This window comes from Corticimicrobacter populi, assembly GCF_003123725.1.
Taxonomy (GTDB): domain Bacteria; phylum Pseudomonadota; class Gammaproteobacteria; order Burkholderiales; family Burkholderiaceae_B; genus Corticimicrobacter; species Corticimicrobacter populi.
Genome location: NZ_QETA01000001.1, coordinates 205,632 through 226,464 on the forward strand (window position 1 = coordinate 205,632; position 20,833 = coordinate 226,464).

Annotated in this window: 14 protein-coding genes; 12 read left to right on the top strand and 2 right to left on the bottom strand. The window is 61.3% G+C overall.

Features of this window, described 5'->3' with window-relative positions:
• Positions 1-28 precede the first annotated feature (28 nt).
• Both DD235_RS00925 and DD235_RS00930 read left to right on the top strand, forming a co-directional pair.
• On the top strand, positions 29-925 hold the full coding sequence (locus tag DD235_RS00925) for a LysR family transcriptional regulator (protein WP_109060189.1): 897 nt from the start codon (positions 29-31) through the stop codon (positions 923-925).
• Positions 926-974: 49 nt separating this feature from the next.
• Entirely contained in the window at positions 975-1,541 is a 567-nt protein-coding gene (locus DD235_RS00930) for a cob(I)yrinic acid a,c-diamide adenosyltransferase (RefSeq protein WP_109060190.1), read from the top strand.
• Positions 1,542-1,550: 9 nt separating this feature from the next.
• Here the strand turns inward: DD235_RS00930 and cycA are convergent, their stop codons facing one another.
• Positions 1,551-2,954 carry a D-serine/D-alanine/glycine transporter gene (cycA, locus tag DD235_RS00935; RefSeq protein WP_109060191.1) on the bottom strand — a complete coding sequence of 468 codons (1,404 nt, stop codon included), beginning with the start codon at positions 2,952-2,954 and terminating at the stop codon, positions 1,551-1,553.
• A 246-nt stretch (positions 2,955-3,200) separates the two neighbouring features.
• Here cycA and DD235_RS00940 point away from each other — a divergent pair, with 246 nt between their 5' ends.
• Positions 3,201-4,151: an MBL fold metallo-hydrolase gene (locus DD235_RS00940; protein WP_109060953.1), complete on the top strand. Its 951-nt coding sequence runs from the start codon at positions 3,201-3,203 to the stop codon at positions 4,149-4,151.
• Positions 4,152-4,223: 72 nt separating this feature from the next.
• Here the strand turns inward: DD235_RS00940 and DD235_RS00945 are convergent, their stop codons facing one another.
• Positions 4,224-7,862: an ATP-binding protein gene (locus tag DD235_RS00945; protein ID WP_162300378.1), complete on the bottom strand. Its 3,639-nt coding sequence runs from the start codon at positions 7,860-7,862 to the stop codon at positions 4,224-4,226.
• 197 nt (positions 7,863-8,059) lie between these two features.
• Here DD235_RS00945 and DD235_RS00950 point away from each other — a divergent pair, with 197 nt between their 5' ends.
• The 9 genes from DD235_RS00950 (at position 8,060) to DD235_RS00990 (ending at position 20,827) form a co-directional block, all read left to right on the top strand.
• On the top strand, positions 8,060-9,463 hold the full coding sequence (locus DD235_RS00950; protein ID WP_109060193.1) for a TssA family type VI secretion system protein: 1,404 nt from the start codon (positions 8,060-8,062) through the stop codon (positions 9,461-9,463).
• A 14-nt stretch (positions 9,464-9,477) separates the two neighbouring features.
• On the top strand, positions 9,478-9,987 hold the full coding sequence (gene tssB, locus DD235_RS00955) for a type VI secretion system contractile sheath small subunit (RefSeq protein ID WP_109060194.1): 510 nt from the start codon (positions 9,478-9,480) through the stop codon (positions 9,985-9,987).
• Positions 9,984-11,471, top strand: coding sequence for a type VI secretion system contractile sheath large subunit (tssC, locus tag DD235_RS00960; RefSeq protein ID WP_109060195.1), 1,488 nt, complete (start codon positions 9,984-9,986; stop codon positions 11,469-11,471). The genes tssB and tssC overlap by 4 nt, the downstream gene beginning before the upstream one ends.
• Before the next feature lie 129 nt (positions 11,472-11,600).
• Positions 11,601-12,089 (top strand): Hcp family type VI secretion system effector, encoded by a 489-nt coding sequence (locus DD235_RS00965; RefSeq protein WP_109060196.1) that lies wholly within the window; start codon positions 11,601-11,603, stop codon positions 12,087-12,089.
• 13 nt (positions 12,090-12,102) lie between these two features.
• Positions 12,103-12,522 carry a type VI secretion system baseplate subunit TssE gene (tssE, locus tag DD235_RS00970; protein ID WP_109060197.1) on the top strand — a complete coding sequence of 140 codons (420 nt, stop codon included), beginning with the start codon at positions 12,103-12,105 and terminating at the stop codon, positions 12,520-12,522.
• 30 nt (positions 12,523-12,552) lie between these two features.
• Positions 12,553-14,268: a type VI secretion system baseplate subunit TssF gene (gene tssF / locus DD235_RS00975; protein WP_109060198.1), complete on the top strand. Its 1,716-nt coding sequence runs from the start codon at positions 12,553-12,555 to the stop codon at positions 14,266-14,268.
• A complete protein-coding gene (gene tssG, locus DD235_RS00980; protein WP_109060199.1) occupies positions 14,265-15,254 on the top strand; it encodes a type VI secretion system baseplate subunit TssG in 990 nt (329 codons plus the stop codon). The genes tssF and tssG overlap by 4 nt, the downstream gene beginning before the upstream one ends.
• 20 nt (positions 15,255-15,274) lie before the next feature.
• The gene (gene tssH, locus DD235_RS00985) at positions 15,275-17,920 is read left to right on the top strand and encodes a type VI secretion system ATPase TssH (protein WP_109060200.1); all 2,646 of its coding nucleotides are present in this window, start codon (positions 15,275-15,277) and stop codon (positions 17,918-17,920) included.
• A 3-nt stretch (positions 17,921-17,923) separates the two neighbouring features.
• On the top strand, positions 17,924-20,827 hold the full coding sequence (locus DD235_RS00990) for a type VI secretion system Vgr family protein (protein WP_109060201.1): 2,904 nt from the start codon (positions 17,924-17,926) through the stop codon (positions 20,825-20,827).
• Positions 20,828-20,833: the final 6 nt, after the last annotated feature.

A 20,833-nucleotide genomic window follows, 5' to 3' on the forward strand; every position in this document is an offset into this window, starting at 1 on the left:
TATTTTTTACTTAAAGTATAAGGTTGGCATGGATCGCTTCAAGCAAATGAGCAGTTTCGTGGCTGTTGCCACGCTGGGCAGCCTGTCCGCTGCCGCGCGCGACGAAGGGGTGACGCCCGCCATCATTGGTCGGCGCATTGATGCGCTGGAGGCGCGGCTCGGTGTCAAGTTGCTGGTGCGCGCTACTCGGCGGCTCTCGCTGACGGCCGAAGGCGAAACCTTCCTGGTTGAGTCACAGCGTATCCTGCGCGATCTGGAAACCACCGAAGGCATGGTGGCACAGGGGAGCCGGCGTCCCAGCGGCCGCCTGCGTGTCAGTGCCCCGGCCGGTTTCGGACGGCGTCACGTGGCTCCGTTGCTGCCAGCCTTTGCGCGTGCCTGGCCGGATGTCCATGTCGCGCTCGAGTTGAGTGACCGCCTAGTGGATCTCGTCGAGGAGCGTTTCGACTGTGCCGTGCGCATCGGTGATCTGGTCGATTCCAGTCTGATTGGTATCCGTCTGGCTGATAACCAGCGGGTCGTGGTGGCGGCACCTACCTATCTGGCACGCCGAGGGTGCCCACGCACGGTTGCCGATCTGGCGCATGCCGATTGCCTGACTTTCGGTGGCGCCGGCGGCAATCAGGCGCGTGGCTGGCTCTTCAGCGTCAAGGGCCAGACCGTGGCGCAGCGTGTCAGCGGGGCACTGGAGTGCAGCGATGGCAGTGTGCTGCATGAGTGGACGCTGCAGGGGCTGGGGCTGTCGTGGCGGTCGATGTGGGAGGTGCGTGATGACCTTGCCCAGGGGCGGCTGGTGACGGTGCTGGATGAATTTCGTGCCCCGCCCAACGGGATTTTCGCTATCCTTCCGGAACGCAAGCATTTGCCGTTGCGCACGCGGGTGTTCGTGGATTGGCTGCGGGACAGCTTTGCCCGTGATTTCTGATTGCCTGCGCGTTGAATCTGTATTGACCTGATATATCTGGAGCATGAGCATGGGGCACCGCCTGAGTGTGATTTCAACCCGTACCGGAGACGATGGTACGACTGGCCTGGGCGATGGGCGGCGGGTGTCCAAGGATGAACTGCGCATTGCTGCCCTGGGTGACGTGGACGAATTGAATAGTCATCTGGGCGTGTTGTTGGCCGAAACCCTGCCGGATCCGGTTGGCACGGACCTGCTGGCTATCCAGCATGACCTGTTCGATCTGGGCGGTGAGCTAGCCATTCCGGGTCATGTGATGCTGCAGGAAACGCATGTGTTGCGCCTGGATCGCATGCTGGCGCATTACAACGCGGCATTGCCGCCCCTGCGTGAATTCATCCTGCCTGGTGGCAGCCGTGCGGCGGCACTGGCGCATGTGGCGCGTACGGTGGCCCGTCGGGCGGAGCGGTCGGTGGTGGCGCTGGCGCGCCAGGAGACATTCGGTGTTCTGCCACAGCAGTATCTCAATCGCCTGTCCGACCTGCTGTTCGTGCTGGCCCGCAGCCTCAATGCCGCTGCGGGGGGCCAGGATGTTCTGTGGGATCGCTCCTGGAGCCGCAATCGGCCCCAGTCCTGATGATCGGGCTCAGCCCTTGCGCCTGTTGCGGATGAAGAAGTAGACCACACCCAGGAACACGAACCAGAGCGGCGTGACGACGAGCGCCAGGGCCGTATCGGGTTTCTGGGCCAGTGCCCACAGCACAAAGCCGAAGAAGGCGAAGACGACCAGGGCCATCGGCACACCGCCTGGCATCTTGAAGTGCGAGCGTGCGTGCAGCTCGGGGCGCGTGCGACGGTACTGGATGTACGATGCCAGGATGATCGACCAGACGAAGATGAACAGCACGGCCGAGATCGTGGTGACCAGCGTGAAGGCTTCGATGATGCTCTTGCCTGCATACAACAGGGCGACGCCCGACAGCAGGAAGATGCACGAGAAGAACAGGGCGTTCACGGGCACCTTGCGCTTGTTGAGCTCGCCGAGCTTCTTGGGAGCATGGCCGCTGTCGGCCAGACCGAAGATCATGCGCGAGGTCGAGTAAATGCCCGAGTTGGCGCTGGAGGCCGCCGAGGTCAGGACCACGAAGTTGACCACATGGGCGGCGATGCTCAGGCCGGCCAGCGAGAACATGGCGACAAACGGGCTGTGCTCGGGACTGATGCGGTCCCAGGGCGTGACCGTGATGATCACGAAGAGCGCGCCAACATAGAACAGTACGATGCGCCAGGGAATAGAGTTGATGGCCTTGGGCAGATTGCGCTCGGGATTTTCGGTTTCGGCGGCGGCGGTGCCGACCAGCTCGATGCCGACGAAGGCAAAGACGGCGATCTGGAAACCCGCCACGAAGCCCATGAAACCGTTGGGGAAGAAGCCGCCATTGGCCCATAGGTGCGTGATCGAGGCTCGTGTGCCATCGGGCAGGGCAAACTGGGTCAGCAGCATGAACATGCCGGTCACGATCAGGCCCACGATGGCGATGATCTTGATCAGTGCAAACCAGAATTCGATTTCACCGAAATTGCGTACCGAGGGCAGGTTGAGCACCAGCAAGACCAGGATCAGGCCCAGTGCCGGTATCCATAGCGCCAGTTCCGGAAACCAGAAGGCCATGTAGCCGGCCACCGCCACCACATCGGCCACGCCGGTCACGATCCAGCACAGCCAGTAGGTCCAGCCGGTGTAAAACTTGGCCCAGGGACCGAGCAGGTCACCCGCGAAGTCGGCAAAGGAGCGGTAGTGCAGGTTGGATAGCAGCAGTTCGCCGAGTGCCCGCATGACAAAGAACAGCATGAAGCCGATGATGGCGTAGACCAGCAGGATGGAAGGCCCGGCCAGCGAGATCGTCTTGCCTGAACCCATGAACAGGCCGGTGCCGATGGCACCACCGATGGCGATCAGTTGCAGGTGGCGGTTGCTGAGGTTGCGGGCGAGCCGGGTCGGCTCTTCCTGCCCATCGTGGGCGGTGTGGTGCGAGGGAGCTGCGCTCATGGTGTCAGGATGTTTCAGGAAGGAAACCTTGAAGTGTACGGCAACTTTTCAGGCGGGGTAATCCAGCATAGCGCAGAGCGATTGGCATGATGTTCATTGTTTGTTTTTTCGATACGGTAAGTTTGAATGTGTTGTATTTGTTTTTTGATGAGAGGCAGATAAGATGCATGGCTGTAGCCGAAGACTTGCCGGACAGTCGATCCGGTTGTGTGTAGCCAATCAATCATCCAGGAGAAAAACATGGGCATGAAAAAAAACGTATGCGCTTTTTCCGTTGCCGCGCTGGCCGTGGCGCTGGCAGCCTGCAGCGATGAGTCCAGCAAGGCACCTGCGGCTGCCGTGAGCCAGGAAGCACCGGCGGCTCAGCCTGCTTCTGCGCAGCCACAGGCAGAGGTTCTGACCACCGAGGTGTTCAATCCGGGTGAGGCGGCCATTTTTGCCGTGTCGTCGGTGCTGGTGCAGGGCAAGGACGAGGCTATCCTGATCGATGCCCAGTTCTCCGCCGAACAGGCCCGCAAACTGGCGGACCAGATCAAGGCCAGTGGCAAGAAACTGGGCATCATCTATATCAGCCATGGTGATCCTGACTACTACTTTGGGCTGGATACACTGCAGGCCGCGTTTCCGGAGGCAAAAATTCTGGCAACACCCCAGACCATTGCCCATATCGAGGCCACCAAGGATGAAAAGCTGAAGGTCTGGGGGCCGCAACTGGGCGAGAATGCCCCTGGCAAGATCGTTGTGCCGCAGCCGCTGGAAGGCGATACGTTGACGCTGGAAGGCCAGGAACTGAAGATCATTGGCCTGGACGGCGCTACGCCGGATCGCACCGTGGTCTGGATTCCGTCGATCCGTACCGTGGCGGGAGGCATTCCGGTGCTGTGGGGGGAGCATGTGTGGATGGCTGACACCCAGACGCCGGAGTCGCACAAGCAATGGCTCGAAACGCTGGCGCAGATCAAGGCGCTGAATCCGGCAACCGTGATTCCAGGCCATTTTGTCGGAACGCTGCCCGAGGGCGTGGGTGCTGTTGACTTTACCAGCGAGTATATCCAGGCATTCGACGAGGAAACGGCCAAGGCCGCCAATTCGGCCGAGTTGATCGCGGCCATGCAGGCCCGCTATCCCGGTCTGGGTGGGGACGGCTCGTTGGAACTGAGCGCCAAGGTCGCCAAGGGCGAAATGGAATGGAGATAAGCGCCTGAACTGAGTGCTTGCCCATGCCTGGCCGGATTGTGTCGCAGCCGGTCAGGCATGGGGGAAGTATCGTTATTGCGGCGCAGTCGCAGATTCTGGCTGGCTGAGCTCATCGGGGGCAGGCCACTTCTGGATGCGCTGATCTGCCCAGCATACGTAGGGCAGCAGGCCGTGACGCAAGGCGTTTTCCCGTGCCAGGCTCCAGGCTCTGCACGCTTGCTGGATGTGACCGGAGGCGAGCCAGATATCACCTCGCAGACACTGGATTTCAGGTTCGACGGTATAGGATGACTGGCTGCGGTTGATCTCGTCGGCCTGATCCAGGAGAGCCTGGGCGGCATCGAATTGCCGGTGTGCGATCAGGGCGCGTGCCACGAGGCAGAGCTGGGAGTTCAGCAGCGTCGGCATACCCGCCTGGATGACGGGCAACGTGGACTGCAGTTCTTCCAGAGCTGCCGTGTCCTGGCCGTCGAGCGCACGGGGCAGGGCGGCATAGGCACGAGTCAGCGACTGCCATGGATCGGGTTGGTCCGTCGCCGGCATGTACGGCAGCAGCCCCTGGCAGAGTGCGGCTGCGGCCGGAATGTCTTCCAGCAGATAATGAATGCGTGCGCACAACAACAGGCAACCTGCCAGGGTGACACCGGCATCGCTTTGCATGGCCATCTGGATGGCGGCCTGACAGCGCAGCAAGGCTTGCTCGCCCTGTCCCTGCAGTGCCTGGCACAGGGCCAGAGTGGCGTGAGTCAAGGCAGCGGCATGCTGGCCATAAATATTGGAGCCATCGTTGGCAGGTACGGCAGAGAGAATGGCAATGCTCTGTTCCAGCGCGTGTTCTGCATCCCTCAGGTGGCCGCACCAGAGATAGGTCTGGCCGATGGCATAGTGGGCCCAGCCCTCGGCCTCGGGGTGCTGCAGGTCGAGGGCGACTCGCAGGTGGCGTCGTGCCAGTTCCAGTGCCTCGGTATAGCGTCCGGTGTGCTGGCTGACGATCCACTGTCCCCACAGTCCCATGAGTGCCGCGTTGGCATTGTCGGCGGGAGCCAGCCTGCTGGCGGCTTCGTAGGCTCGGGCGGTTTGCGCTGCACCGGGTCCGGTCGTGGCAGAGGCCAGTTCGCCCAGGAACAACTGGCATTCGAATTCAAACAGGCGGCGTGCTTCGCTGGTGTCGATGCGATGGGCATGACTCAGGGCGCGCTCAAGGCTGGCACTGGCACGGCGGGGCTGGCGTTCCAGAATTTCTTGTCGTGCGGCACGTTGCCACCAAAGCGGGGTCGCTGGATCATCGGCCTGTTCCATGTGCGGCGCGATACGCGTCGCCAGGGCATCGTTATCGATCATGTGGCGGGCAATCAGGGCATGCAGACGTTGGGCCGTGCGTCGCGGCACCGTGCGTCGCAGGGCCAGGCGTACCAGTACAGGACATTCGGGCTGGCCATCGACTGCAGTCATCAGGATACCGTCATGTCGCAGCCGAACGAGCGCGGTGTCGATGCTGTCGCTGGACAGGGCCAGGATGCGGCCCAGCGTCGCGCTGTCGGGGCGCTCATCCAGCAGCAGGATCAACTGAGCGATTTCCTGTGTGCCGCTGTCAAGCTGCCGCAGTACCAGGCACAGCGTGTCCGTCAGTGACGAGGAATGATCCAGGGGCAGGTCTTGGGCTGTCTGGCGCATCAGTTGCAGGGCATAGAGCGGGACGCCATGGCTGAGTTGCATGACGTGTTGGCGCTGTTTGCGCGACAATTTGATCTGGCGCGACCGGTGCATGACGAATTGCGCCATGTCGATCTCGTTCAGTGGCCCCAGTTGCAGTGTCTGGCACAGGTCGTCGGCGGGTTGCTGGCGGGAGGTGCCCAGCAGCATGAGCGGTGTTCGCTGGGGCTTGCCCAGGAGCCCTCGCAGCAGCGCCAGTGTGGCAGGATCGGCCCATTGCAGGTTTTCGACGACGATCAGGCGCGGTTGTCCGCCATGGACGGCCTCGTGCAGGAGGGCAGCTCCCAGTGCCTCGAGCATGTCGGACGCAATGGGCTGGCGTATGGAAGACTGGAGCAGGGCATCAATCATCGCGGCCTGCCCGGGCTTGAGCCCGAACTGCTCGTAAAGGCGCTCGGTGACTGTACTGGCGGATTCTTCGGGCAGGCGGGCCGAGCCGGCCTCGAGCTGGTTTCTCAGCCAGTGCAGCATAGGCTGCAGCGGCTGGGCTCGCCATGCATCGCGGCATTCCAGCCGGAGGCAGTGACCCTCAGTCTTGGCCGCGTATTCGGCCAGCGCATCGACCAGCAGGGATTTGCCGATGCCTGCAAAGCCGGTCAGCACGATGCCGGTCGGAGGGCGACCGGGCAGCAGGCGCATCCATTGCTGTGCCAGGTGATCGAATTCACGGCTGCGGCCATGCAGGCGCGGCACGACTGCCGTGCCGGGCCTGTGTTCCAGCACATGGTCGGTGCGTCCGGCACGCTTGAGCGTAATGTATTGCCGAGGCGGCAGGCGTTGCAGGGCCGATTGGCTCAGCAGGATTTCCCGATGGCGAGCTTGCCACGACAGTGGCGTGGCGGCCTGCTCCATCAGGCCAGCAGCATCGGGGTGCTTATCGGCGTTGGTCAGTGCGATATCGGCATGCAGGCCGATGCCGATGTTGACCGATTCATGCATGGGCAGGCCGGACAGCCGTCGGGCCAGGTCGATGGCATTCTCGATCGGGCGTTCGACCAGTTCGGGATAACCGAAGTAGGCCAGCAAAGTGTTGCCGCTGGCAGGGGCAGACCAGGCACCTGCAGATTGGATTTCACTTGATATGGCATGGCGCGTCTGCTCCAGTATCTCGACTGCCAGTTCTGCGTCGCGCGTCGGGGTGCGCCAGTTCAGCGTGACGGCCACGATGGCCAGCGGACGAAAGTCGCGTTCATGGTGCCGTGTTGCCGTTGTTGTGACGATGATCGCCTGTCGTGGAGTCAGTCCAAGCAGGGCCTGGGTTTCCGGGGATGGTGGCACACCCAGGCGTTCTCCGAGGATGCGGCTGCAGTGCTCGAAGGCCAGCATGGCGGCTTCGCGCTGACCGGTTTCGAGCAGCAGGCGGATCAGTTGCCGGTGGCAGGCTTCGTCTTCAGGCCATTGTTCGATCCAGCGCTTGGTATCGGTGATGGCCCTGGGCAGGTCATTTTCCTGAACATAGCGTTCTATCAGTCGCTGCCGGCATTGGGCCATTTCGATTTCGATGCGTGCCTGCCAGCCCTGACGCCATGCCTGTACGGTATCCGACGGAGGCAGGTTGAGGCTGTCCAGCAAGGGCCCCCGGTACCACGACAGGCACTGCGGGTCGTCAATCCGGAAAGGCGTGGACTCGTCGCCCAGCAGGCTCAGGACATCCACCTGCACCATATCGGTTCGCAGCGTAATACGGGTGTTGTCTGCTTCCAGCGCCTCGGGCAGGGTTTCGAATGCCTGGCGCAGGGTATGCAGGGCATGGCGTACGCGGGATCGTCCGTCTGCTGTTTCGGTGTCGGGCCAGATCATGGCTGCCAGTTGGGCCCGCGTGACGGGCCGTGCCTGGGCCAGTGCCAGGACGGCCAGCATCAGTCGGACTTTGTCATAGTTCAGCCGATGGCTGCAGTCGACGCCCTGGATGGTCAGGTTGAATCCGCCCATGAGGCGCAGGAGTGCGGGGGCGGAATCGGCTGGAGCGTCAAGGGAGGCGGGCGGCGTAGCGGGCATGGTGTGGCAGGCAAGCAGGTCGAGGAAATCTGTGAGCGTCTGGTTATACCGCTGTGAAGAAGCAATCGTCGCGGCAAAAGCGTTTAGCAGGCGTTTAACGTAACTATAGGATGCATTTTTCTTAACGAAAACCAATAAACGATAATTAAACGTAATGTTGCGTAGCATTCGGTCCATTGACAAACAAGGAGCGCCGGATGCAGCAACTGGACAGCGAACTCGGACAATGCGCGATTGCGTCACACCCTGCGGATCACGATCCGCGGGAGGGTGAGCTGTACGCTGCGCTGCAGGCCGAGATCAGACGCTTGTCCAGCATGCATGCGGCCGGCATGCCCGATTGGCCCCGAGTGGCCTTGCTGGCTCAGCGCTATTTGCGTGAGGAGGCGAAGGACTTCTCTGTCGCCTGCTGGTTGCTGGCAGCCTGGCTCTATACGGAGCAAGGGGCCGGTCTGGTGGCCGGCAGCCGCGTGTTGGCTGACTTGCACAGGTATGCCTGGGACGAGATGCTGCCGCCGCGTCTGCGGACCCGTCGCAACCAGATGGAGTGGCTGGCTGAACAGATAGAGCGCTTCATGGCCGCAGACCAGGATCTGTCTCCGATTGAAGCGGAGGCACATGCTGTATTGCTGGCCGACTGGCGGGCAATCGACGAGATCTGGCAGACCAGGGATGACGAAATCTCGCCGGTAATGGGCATCCTGCGCCGACTGGCACAGTGGCCTGTGCAGGATGCCGGGCTCGACGCGCAGGAAGAGGCCGTTGTGGCGACGCTGGAGGAAACGGAAGCGTTGCCGGTTGCCAGTCCTGCAACCGGGCCAGTGGAGACTGCCGAGACACGAGTGACGCCGTTCACGGTGCCCAGGCCAGACATGGACGACGATGCAGCACCCGAGGCGCTGGAGCGTGCGCTCGATCAGGTGATGGATGCCATGGACGGGCCGCTGGAAGCGGGCGTGAGGCTGTATCCGCAGGTTGCGCTCTGGTATCGCCTGAATCGTGTCCGGGTCTGGTCCGGTATTGAGCAGGTACCGCCTGCACAGCAGGGGGTAACACGCATTCCCGCCCCCCAGGAGCGCCAGCGGGAACAGTTGGCGCAGCGCCTGGCAGGTGGCGAGCAGCATGCGCTGTTGCAATATGCGGAAGCCCAGTTGCCGACCTGCCGTTTCTGGCTCGACCTGAATCGTGCCGCGCATGTCGCGTTGCATGCCTTGCCGGAGTGCCAGGCAGCCGCCGGTGCCGTGGCTCGGGAAACCTCTGCATTGCTGGCACGCCTGCCTGGGCTTGAGATGCTGGCATTTTCGGATGGCACGCCCTTTGCCGACGATGAAACCCGACATTGGCTGGCAGGACTCATGGCGCAATCTTCTATCGACGTGTCGGCACCAGGCAATGCTTTTCCCGTTGCCACGCCGACGCATCGTACCGAGGCAGTCCCTGCCCAGGCTACTGCCGGCATGGTGGCACTGGCAACTGCGCTGGCTGGTGCCACAGCTCAGGCCGAGTCGGCACAGACGCTGCTGGCATCGGCACTGTCCCGTCTGCATGACAGCGCACAGCAAGTAGCGCGGTATGCATCCCCAGAGCATCAACCATCTTGAGATAGGAGAAGCACATGGCTTCAGAGGGTTCCGTGGCCCCCAAGGAAAGGGTCAATATCGTTTACAAGTCGTCCGTGGGCGATGCTCGCGAGGATGTTGAACTGCCGTTCAAGCAGTTGGTCATCGGTGATTTCACACTGCGCGAAGAGTCGCAGCCGCTGGATGAACGCACGCCTGTCAATGTCGACAAGGATTCGTTCGACGATGTGCTCAAGGCGCACAGGCTGTCTCTGTCGCTGGCCGTGCCGAATGTACTGGCCGAACAGGGCGAGAGCGATGAGCGCCTCAGCGTTGATCTCAAATTCGATTCGATCCGTGATTTCGAGCCTGACGCCCTGGTCGAGCAGGTGCCTGAGCTCAAGCAACTGGTGGCGTTGCGCGATGCGCTCAAGGCGCTCAAGGGCCCGCTGGGCAATTTGCCCGAGTTTCGCAAGCAACTGCAGCAACTGATTCAGAGCGATGCGGCTCGTACGCAGCTGCTCGCCGAACTGGGTGTCAAGGACCAAGGCAAGGACGCATCATGAGCGAAGCAAAGCAAGCACAGACCCATGCCGCAGCAGGTGGCACCGAGAGCGGAAATTCCCTGATCGATCAGTTGATCGAGGCGACCCGGGTACGTCCGGGAGATGATGCCTATGCGATCACTCGCCAGGGACTGGAGGCATTCGTGGCCGAATTGCTCGAACCGGGCCGGGCCGAGGAGAAGGTCAGCCAGGGGCTGATCGATGAAATGATTGCAGGCCTGGACCGCAAGCTGTGCCGGCAGGTCGATGCCATCCTGCACGACAGCCAGTTCCAGAAGCTGGAATCGTCCTGGCGCTCGCTGAAGTTCCTGGTCGACCGCACGGATTTCCGCGAAAACAATAAGGTCGCCATCCTGAATGTGTCGAAGGACGCGTTGCTCGAGGATTTCGAGGATGCACCCGATATTGTGCGTTCAGGCCTCTACAAGACGGTTTACACCGCCGAGTACGGTCAGTTCGGTGGCCAGCCGTTCGGCAGCATCATCGGTAACTACGAGTTTGGTCCCGGACCGCAGGACATCAAGTTGCTGCAGTCGCTGGCAGGCGTGGCTGCGATGGCCCATGCGCCTTTCATCGCAGCGGCCGGTCCCCGGTTCTTCGGGGTGGACAGCTTTGCAGAGCTGCCCAATCTCAAGGACCTCAATGCAGTTTTCGAGGGGCCGCAATATGCCAAGTGGAATGCCTTTCGCCAGTCGGACGATGCGCGTTTCGTGGGGCTGACGTTGCCGCATTTCCTGCTGCGCGTGCCCTACGGCGAGGATACAGTGCCGACACGCAAGTTCAACTACAACGAAGGCGTGGGTACCGGCAACAGTGATTTCCTGTGGGGCAATGCCGCTTTTGCGTTTGCCGATCGCCTGGCCGACAGTTTTGCCCAGTATCGCTGGAGTGCCAATATTGTCGGCCCGCAGGGCGGCGGGACAGTCGGTGATCTGCCGGTCTATCACTACGAAGCCATGGGCGAGACCCAGACCAAGATTCCGACCGAAGTGCTGGTGTCGGAGCGGCGCGAGTATGAACTGGCAGAACAGGGTTTCATTGCCCTGACCATGCGCAAGAACACCGATAACGCAGCTTTCTTCTCGGCCAATTCGACCCAGAAGGCCAAGTTCTTCGGCAACACCAAGGAAGGCAAGGAGGCCGAGACCAACTACAAGCTTGGCACCCAGTTGCCCTATATCTACGTGGTGAGCCGGCTGGCCCACTACATCAAGGTGATCCAGCGCGAGAACATCGGCACCTGGAAGGAGCGCAACGACCTGGAGGCCGAGCTGAACAACTGGATCCGCCAGTACGTGGCCGACATGGACAACCCGACAGCCGGCGTGCGCAGCCGTCGCCCGTTGCGCCAGGCGGAAGTGGCGGTGGAGAACGTGGAGGGCGATCCGGGCTGGTACCGGGTGGGGCTGCGTGTGCGGCCGCACTTCAAGTACATGGGGGCGTCGTTCACGCTGTCGCTGGTCGGCAAGCTGGACAAATCGTAAAGACACCCCGAAAGGGGAAGGTCCCCGTGGTTGGAGCGGCGACGGGCGCCGCTCCCGGGGGCGGCTGTACCGGCGACGTGACGTGCAAGGCGCGACGCCGGCCAATTTCAACGCAAGGAGCACTATATCATGCCAATGCCATGCTATCTGACGCTGGAAGGCAACCAGCAAGGGAAGATCGAAGGATCCAGCGAAGTCCAGGGCCACAAGGGAAAAATCCTGGTCCAGGCCGTCGAGCATCTGGTCGAACTGCCCAAAAATCCCCAGACCGGCCTGCCTTCCGGCAAGCGCCAGCACCTGGGTATCACCCTGACCAAGGAGATCGACAAGTCTTCGCCCAAGATCTTCCAGGCGCTTACCTCCGGTGAGCAGATGAAGGAAGTGATCCTGGAGTTCTACCGGATCAGCCCCAAGGGCACCGAAGAAAAGTACTACACCATCAAGCTGGAAAAGGCCGTGATCGTGTCGGCCCGTACCTGGGTGCCGAATTGCCTGGCACCTGAAAACCGGCAGTACGGTCATATGGAAGACATCGGCCTGACCTACGAGAAGATCGTCTGGACCTGGGAATCCGACGGCATCGAGGCCGAGGACTCCTGGCTGGCACCCAAGGCCTGACGCGGGTATCTCCATGAAGGAACAGAGACTGCTCGAACGCATCTCCGGCCTGGGCGATGGCCAGGCGCGTTCGCATCAGACTCGCGTCGAGGTCCTGATCGAATCGATCCGCGCCCACCTGCAGCGCATCCTGAATACGCGGCAGGGCAGCGTGCCGATCGATCCGGACTTCGGCGTTCCTGACTTTACCAACCTGGCAGGCTCGTCGGTGGCGGGCACGACCCAGGAAATGGCTGCCAGCATGACACGGATGGTCGCGCGCTACGAGCCGCGCCTGAAAGCCGTGCGCATCCAGCTGGCAGAGTCCGGCACGGAGGTCCTGTCATTGAGCTTTACGCTGGAGGGCAGCATAGAGGTCAGTGACAGGATTGTCCCAATTCGCCTGGCAACGCGGGTGTCCGCGTCGGGCCGGGTTTCCCTGATGCGGCAGTAGCGCTGGCGCAGCAGGTCATCGGGAGTCGAGATGCTGAATCCGTACTACGAGCAGGAATTGAACAATCTACGCACGCTGGCCGCCGAGTTCGGCCGCCGCAATCCGGCCCTGGCTCCCTTGCTGGGCAGCTCGGCGGCGGTGGATGCGGATGTTGAGCGCGTACTGGAGGGGGTGGCCTTCCTGACCGGGCTGGTACATCAGCGACTCGATGACGATTTCCCGGAGTTTACCCAGACACTGGCGCAGATGCTGTTTCCGCATTTTCTGCGGCCCATGCCCTGCATGACAATATTGCGCCTGAATGCCCCGGCCGATGGTGCCCGCGCAGTCCGGGTTCCGGTCGGGACGGCCTACGGTTCGGTGCCCATCGATGGAGAACGGGCCATATTTCGCTCAACCCAGCAGGTCGATATCGAGCCGCTGGCAATGTCCGGCCTGAGCTGGGAGCGGGGCAACGGACAGCCAGCCTTGCGTCTGAACCTGCAGTTTGCGCCCGGCATGGCGGCACAGTGGCGCGGGGATCGTCTGCGCTTCTGGCTGGGGGGCAGTCTGGCCGAGGCCGCGAATCTCTATCGCGTACTGATGAGGCAGGTGACGCGGATCGAAATGAGCGCGCCTGATCAGGCTCCCCAGCGACTGCCGGCATCGGCCCTGCGACCAGCTGGTTTCGAGCAGGCCGAAGCGCTGGTGCCCTGGCCTGCGGGTGCGCATCCTGCATGGCGTCTGCTGTATGACTATTTTGCCTTGCCCGAAAAACTGCTGTTCGTGGATCTGACAGGCTTGTCGGCCTGGCGTGAGCGCCGTGGCGACCTGTTGCAGCTCCGGCTGGTGCTGGACAGCCTGCCGGATTGGGCTCCGGATCTGACGGAGTCCAGCCTGGTGCTCAATGCGACGCCGGCCGTCAACCTGTATCGGCATGATGCGCATCCGTTGCAGGTTGATCACCGGCAACCGGCGTATCGTATCCAGCCGGTATCCCAAGGGCGGGGGCAGCGTCGTATTTTCAGTATCGAGGATGTGCGCGGGCGCACCGCGCAGGGGCAGGAATCTACCTACCAGCCTTTCAGCGCGCTGGCAGGCGGTGCGCCTTCCTATCAGATGCGGCTCAAGCCGGCACTCAACGAAGGCAGTGGCTATGACTGCTATCTCTCTTTTCCGCTGCATCAGGGCGATGCCGGAGCAATGCGGACCGTATCCGTCAACCTGCTGTGTACCGATGGGCCGCGTCCGGACGGTTTGCGGCTGGGCGAGATCGGCCAGGCGACCGACAGTTCCCCGGCCCGCGTGGGTTGCACCAACATCATGGGGGTGACGCCCTATCGCGAGCCGACCGGGCAGGGCACCCTGTTGTGGCGTGTCCTGTCCCATCTCAATGCCAACCATGTCACGTTGGCCGATTGTGAGCACCTGCGTGATCTGCTGAGCCTGTACCTTTCCTGGCAGCGCGGCAGTGATTATCGCCAGGCGGCTGGCCAGCGGCAGGTCGATGCACTGCAGGATGTGCAGGTACGCCAGGAGCGTCGCCTGGCACGCGGCATGGCAGTCGAGGGCAGTGCCATCGAGGTTGTCTGCAGAGGCAGTCATTTTGCAGGTCCGGGCGCTGTTTTCCTGTTCGGTGCAATGCTGGACGAGTTCTTTGCCAGTTGTGCCGCCGTCAATACGTTCACGGCGCTGACGCTGACCGACGGTGAAACCGGAGAGCAATTGTCATGGCCCGCCAAGGTGGGCCGGGGACGGTTGCTATGACGACGGTATCACAGGGTGTTGGGGATACCGGCACGGGCCTGTCTTTGGAGGCCGATAACTATGCATTTTTCCAGTTGCTGCGTCTGCTGCGGCGGATGCAGGGCGATGAGGCGGCGTTTCATGCTGGGGTACGGGTCAGGCCGACGCTGAGTCTGGCCTTTCCCGAAACCGATGTGCAGTCGGCACGGCGTGACGAAGACGGGCAGTGGCAGGTCGAGGCCAATTTTTTCGGACTGTACGGCGTGACCTCGCCTTTGCCCACTTTCTACACCGAGGATCTGATCGACGAAGCCATGCAGGGGCAGTCGTCGATGCGGGACTTTCTCGACATTCTGCATGCTGCCCTGTACCCGCTGCTGTATCGCGCCTGGGAGAAATATCGGCTGTGGCTGCAGATCGATGAGCAGGGTGACATGGCGCGGCTGGATCAGCTTTTTGCGCTGGTTGGGTTGCAGGCACGGCCACAGCAGGCACCGATGGCCCGTGCCCTGTTGCCGTATGCCGGCCTGTTCGGCCAGCGGCCGCGTTCTGCCCTGGGGTTGGAAAGCCTGCTTGGGCAATTGCTCAAGGGGGCGCCGGTGCGGGTAGAGCCCTGCGCGGAACGTGCCGTTGCCATCCCGCATGTCGCGCAATGCCGATTGGGTGCACAGGCCCATGTACTGGGTGAGTGCGCTGTGCTCGGACAGCGCGTGCGCGACCGGGCCGGCAATCTGTTGATCGTGGTCGGTCCGGTGACGGCCGATGCATTCATGGATCTGTTGCCGGGTGCCGCCGGTTTCGAGCGTATCCGGCAAACGCTGGCGCATTACCTTGAAGCGCCTTTGCGCTGCATGCTGCATTTGCTGATCGTGCCCGGGCAGCGGCGCGCTGCCACGTTGGGGCAGGGCTGGTCGCGACTGGGCGAGCAGACCTGGCTGGGCGGTCCTGTAACGGGCTGGGATAGGTTGCCGTTGCGCGCGGTGCGTTTTCCCCTGACACGCAATTGATGAGTTTTGGAGACTGGAATATGCAGGTAGCACTCAAACCCTTGTTCGGCCGTCTGGATGGCGTCTGCAAGACGGCGCTGGAAGGTGCAGCAGGATTGGCCCTGTCGCGTGGCCATTACGAAATCGGCGTGGCCCATTTGTTGAGACGTCTCATGGACGAGGCTCATGGCGATGTGGTGCTGGTGCTGACGCAGGCCGGGATCGATCCCTTGCGGCTGACTGCGCGACTCGACGAAGCGCTCTCGGCATGCCCGGCCGGTAACAGCGGGCGACCGGTATTTGCGCCTTTCCTGACCCAGTGGGTGCAGGATGCCTGGCTGGCTTCGTCCATTGCGCTGGGTCAGGACCATATTCGCGGTGCCGGGCTGTTGCTGGCGCTGGTCTCTCGACTCGATTATTACGGCGCGCAGGCTGCCTGGGCCGAAACCTTGAGACCGCTGTTGCCGGATGCGCTGGAGCGTGACTGGCAAGTTGCCGTTTCCGGCTCGATCGAGTCCAGGCAGACGCAGGATGCGACAGACGGGACTCGCGGCAGCGGTTCTGCCGCGACCGAGACTGGGGCCGTGAGCCGCTATTGCGAGGATTTCACGGCCAAGGCCGCTGCCGGTCGCATTGATCCGGTATTTGGCCGGGATGACGAAATTCGCCAGATGATCGACATTCTGGCACGGCGTCGCAAGAACAATCCAATCTGCGTGGGTGATCCCGGCGTGGGCAAGACAGCCGTGGTCGAAGGACTGGCGGTGCGCATCGTCGAAGGCGACGTGCCTGATTTCCTGCGCGATACGCGCTTGCTCGGGCTGGATCTGGGGTTGCTCGAAGCAGGTGCCAGCGTCAAGGGTGAGTTCGAGCAACGATTGCGGGCCGTCATCGATGAAATCAAGGCCTCGCCGCGCCCGGTCATTCTGTTCATCGATGAGGCGCACATGCTGATCGGCGCGGGTGGCGCGGCCGGTGGCAACGATGCCGCCAACCTGCTCAAGCCGGCTCTGGCGCGTGGCGAGCTGCGGACCATCGCGGCCACCACCTGGGCCGAATACAAGAAATACTTCGAGAAGGATCCGGCCCTGGCACGCCGTTTCCAACTGGTCAAGCTGGATGAACCGGATACCGCTACTGCCATCCAGATCCTGCGTGGCGTCAAGGACCGTTACGAGGCCGATCATGGCGTGACGGTGCGCGATGACGCCGTGGTGGCTGCCGTGGAACTGTCGGATCGCTACATCACGGGACGTCAGTTGCCTGACAAGGCGGTCGATTTGCTCGATACGGCTGCTGCCCGGGTACGTATCAGCCAGGCGGTCAAACCGGCAGCGCTCGAACGGATGGCGCGTCGCATGGCTGGGTTGTCGCGTGAGCGCGAAGCCCTGGAACGTGATGCGGAGCATGGCCATGGTGTCGATCCGGCCCGTCTGGCGGCGATCGACCAAGAATATGCCGAGGTACAGGGAGAACATGTCCAATTGGCTGCGGCCTGGCAGGCCGAGCGCGAGGCTGCCCTGGCCGTGCTGGCTGCGCGTGGGCGTCGAGGCAATGCAGGGGAGTCCCACGATGTGATCGAGGTGCGCGAGACGGATGAAGACGCGTCCATTGCCCAGGCTAGCGCCAAGCTGGCGGCATTACGTGGTGATGCCCCGATGGTATTTACCGAGGTTGACCGCGATGCCGTGGCCCAGGTTGTCTCGGACTGGACCGGTGTTCCGCTGGGCAAGATGCTGCGTGATGCGGCCGGCGGCGTGCTGGGCCTGCAGGCCGGTCTGGCGGCACGGATTCGGGGACAGGACCCCGCCCTGGCCCAGATCTCCGCTGCGCTCAAGTCTGCCCAGTCCGGCCTTCGTGATCCGGCCCAGCCCCTGGGGGTATTTCTGCTGGTGGGGCCGTCCGGCGTGGGCAAGACCGAAACAGCACTGGCAGTAGCCGATCAACTGTTCGGGGGTGAACAGGCGCTGACCGTCATCAACATGAGCGAATTTCAGGAAAAGCACACTGTCAGCCGCCTGGTCGGTTCGCCGCCGGGCTATGTCGGCTACGGCGAGGGCGGTGTGTTGACCGAGGCCGTGCGCAAGCGGCCCTATTCGGTCGTGCTGCTCGACGAGGTGGAAAAGGCGCACCTGGATGTGGTCAACCTGTTCTACCAGGTCTTTGACAAGGGCAGCTTGGCCGATGGTGAAGGCCGACTGATCGATTTCAGCAATACCGTGCTGTTCCTGACCAGCAACCTGGCGACCGACGAAATCACGGCGGCCACGACCGGACAGGCGCAGCCTCCGTCGGCCGAGGTGCTGGCCGATGCGATCAGGCCCATCCTGTCGCGGCATTTCAAGCCGGCCTTGCTGGCTCGCATGACGGTGGTGCCTTATTTCGCATTGGGTGCGGAGGCGCTGCGTGGCATTGTGGCCCAGAAGCTGGTGCACACGGCGGCACGCTTGGAGGCAGCCAACGGCATTCGCCTGGAAATCGACGAGAAGGTGATCGACGCCGTGGCGCGGCAATGTACCCAGGTTGAGACCGGTGCGCGCAATATCGATTTCATCCTGCGCCAGTCCCTGCTGCCAATGCTGTCGGATCGCCTGCTGGGCGCACTGGCCGAGCAGAAAACCCTGGCCGCCCTGCGTGTCGGGCTGGATGAACAGGGGCAGTGGCAAATCGAAGTGCAGGAGGCATAAACAATGACTATGACGACACCGGCCATGACGGCATTCGAAGGCGCCTATGTTTTTACCAGCCAGGCGCAAGGTTTTGACGAGCAGGACAAATTGCGGGTCTGGCAATGGGACGGCGAGGATGCCCTGTCGCGGGGCTACCGCTTTGTCATTGATCTGGCGCAGGCGATGGGCGATGAGGATTCCTGCGCGCCATTGCTGGGCACGCGTGCCACTTTTGCGCATGCAGATCCGGTACAGGGCGTGCGCTGGCATGGCATCGTGACCCGTCTGGAACAGACCGGGCAGGACAGCCAGTACCGTTATCTCCGTGTCACGCTGGAGCCTCAGTGGGTGCTGGCGCGACTGGATCTGGCCAGCCGGGTACATGCTGCCGAGAGCGCTACGATCGAGTTGAAGGATCTGGTCGATTTCACGCTGCGTGGTTGTGGCCTGCAGATCATGCCGTTGGCACCTGAGCCCGGCAAACCAGCCGATCCCGACGATTTTGGGGACTATGCCTGGCATGTGTCGGCAGAACATGCCGGCCATTTCCGGACGGATTTCGTCTGCCAGTATGCAGAAACGGCCTATGCCTTCCTGTCGCGGCGGCTGGAGCATGCAGGGATCGCCTATTGTTTCGAACAGGGCGATGCGCGCGAGAAAATGGTGTTCCTGGGGGATGCCAGCTACGGCCAGCAGCCATTGGGGCTGCATTGGCGACCCGCTTCTGCGCAGACGCTGGATGTGTCCGCTGCATGTGTGCAGACACTGACCGAGGCTTCTGAACTCGGCTACGGGCGTGCCGTGGTGCGTGATTATCTGCCCGAGAACGTGGCGCTGGATCTGTTTGCCGAATATCCGCTGGGCAAGGTTGGAATCGAGCAGTTCGATGAGGGACGCCATGGTCAGTACGGTACCTATGGCGAAGGTTATGCCACACAGGACTGCGGCAAGTTCATGGCCCGATTGCGAGCAGAGATGACCGATTGCATGCGCAGCCGACGCACTGCCAGCGGCTATGCGCCGCAGTTGAAGGCAGGTGACCTAGCGCGTGTGCAGGGCTATCCGAAAGCGGATGGTGCACTCACATTGCGGGTGGTGAGCGTCCGGCAACAAGGGCGTCAGCCCTTGCCAGGCAAGGCCACAGATGACGCCGCAGAGGCGCAGGCCTCGACTGTCTGGACGGGTATCGCCGAGGATGTAACGTATCGGCCATCGCTGGTGACGCCGATACCGCGTATTCCTGGGCTGGTGACGGCGGTGGTGGAGTCTGATAAAGGGGTGTATGACCCGCTGAGCGGCCAATATACGGCCTTGCATATGCAAAGGGATATGCAATCCCAGTTGCGGGATTATCCCTATCTGAACGAAAACGGTTACTACCGTATCCGCTTTCATTTTGCAGAAAACGGCCAGCGCTGGCAAGAGTCGGCCCGTCTGGCTGCGGTTCGGGAAAATGACGCAGCGAAGGTTCCGGTAGCCCAGGTGCCGCGTAATTCAGGCTGGGTGAGAATGGCAACGCCTTATGCCGGCTCCAGTGGTGTGGAAGGCGAAGAATTTGGGCTCTACCTGCCGCTTAATGAGGGCGCGGAGGTCCTGGTGTCTTTCCTCAATGGAGATCCCGATCGTCCAGTGATCATGGGGGCTGTACCCAATTCGGATAACGCCAGTCTGGTAAACGGACGCAAGGAAGGCGTGGGTATGGCACAGGAAGGTGACTATCGTGATGCGCCCAACAGCAAAATAGGTGGCTTGCGCATGCAGGGCGGCAATATGCTGGCTTTCAATAATGCAGAGGGGCAGCAGACCTTGGTGTTGCAGTCGCCGGTAGCTGACAGCTATATGGTCATGGGGGGACGTGAATCCGATGGAAAGGCTCAGGGCATTCTGTTGCATTCGGAAAAGCATATTTCCGTGATGGCGAATTCCAAGACTGAAAATATTGCAGGGAAAGGGATGCGTCGTGTCTATGACCTGACGCCAGCAATGCCTGAAAAGGAAAAAAAGGAAGAAAAAGGCGAGCTCTACAAAACGGGAAAATCGTTCAATCTGCCTTGGCTGAAAGGGGACACTGGTGTCACGCTGGACAAGCCTTCGGTATCGGCGAAGGTCAACACAGGTGTGTCTGCGTCTCTGTCGCTGGATTTTGCGCTCAAAATGGGTGTGTCGTTTTCCGGAGTGGTGGCAGCAGACTGGTCGGTCGGCTTTTCTGCGAAGACAGATATCAATTTTCTGTCTTATGACTATGTGAAAAAGGAAGACTCTCTAAAAATTCAACGTCGCAAGGCTATGTTTATAGAAGAGGAAACCAAAGCAGGAAAAAGTATTGACAGGATTATTCGTAAAGAGAGTATTTACGGTTCCCAACATGTTCAAGCAGAAAGTGTGAGTCGGATCGAGGCTGGTCAAGCTTTGGTTTTTTCTGTTACGAGAAAGCCCATTGTTCTTGGTACTTCCGAGGCCGAGCTTATGCTGGATACTGCTGTGCAAGCCAAAACATTTTTGCAAAGCCTGATTCCGGATGTTTCGTTGCCGAAACGTATGGGGCCAGAAGAGGACTCCATTTTGGCTTATGATACTGATGGCGGGAAATTGGATGAGGCTGCCCAGAGCAGTCTTCTTCTGAATGAGGAGCATGCAAAGCTGGTAGGGAAAAATAATGTATATGTTTCTGGAGGCAAGGAAGTTGTCGTTTCGGTGGATCACTCCGATGGAATTGTGAAGTTGATTTCTCCAAATGGTGCGTTTGTGGCTGGCGATAATGGCTCTGCGACAATCGGCATGGATGGCATTGAATTAACTACTAAAAATTCAAAAAACATTGATTTAATTTCGAGTGGTGCGATTAATCTCGAGTCCCCCCAGTTTGGTGCCAAGGCCAAGGGCACGATGATGCTTAACGCCAATGGCCTCCTTAAACTGGGCTAGGCACAC